General features: G+C 69.8%; 1 pseudogene. It reads right to left on the minus strand.

From position 1 onward, the window contains the following. Window positions 1–494: pseudogene (locus tag ENZ74_RS33970) on the minus strand (double-strand break repair protein AddB); the annotation flags it as partial.

Genomic DNA, 494 nt, shown 5'->3' on the forward strand with positions numbered 1-494 from the left:
AGGCCGAGCAGCGGATGCTTGAGCAGCGACAGCAGGCCAACCGGATCGCCTGGCCGGAACAGTGCCTCGAGCGCCAGCCTGAGCAGGCTGGCCGCCGGAGTGTTGGCGAGCGGTGTGCCACCGGAATCGTCGGCAACGACGCCGAAGCGCTGGAGCTCGATCGAGACGCGCCGCGCCAGCGCGCGGTCGCCGGTGACGAGAGCCGCCCTTTGGCCGGGCTGTTCGACCGCGCGCTTGAGCGCGACGGCGATGGCGACGGCCTCATCACGTTCGCTGGCGGCTTCGAGCAAGGTCACCTCGGCGAAGGCGCCGGCAATGTCGGACGCCGGGAAACCGGCACGTGTCTCGGCCCAGAGTTCGGTGGTTTCGGCCGGCCGCAGCGCTTCGCCGACAAGGGCAGCGCGAAGCGCACGTCGCGGTTCGGCCACGCCAATCTCCTCGACGTCGCCGCGCAATACGCCGATCTTGCCGATCAGCCTGGCCAAGCCATATTG

The sequence above is a fragment of the Mesorhizobium sp. M7A.F.Ca.CA.002.15.2.1 genome (assembly GCF_003998715.1).
Lineage (GTDB): Bacteria > Pseudomonadota > Alphaproteobacteria > Rhizobiales > Rhizobiaceae > Mesorhizobium > Mesorhizobium ciceri.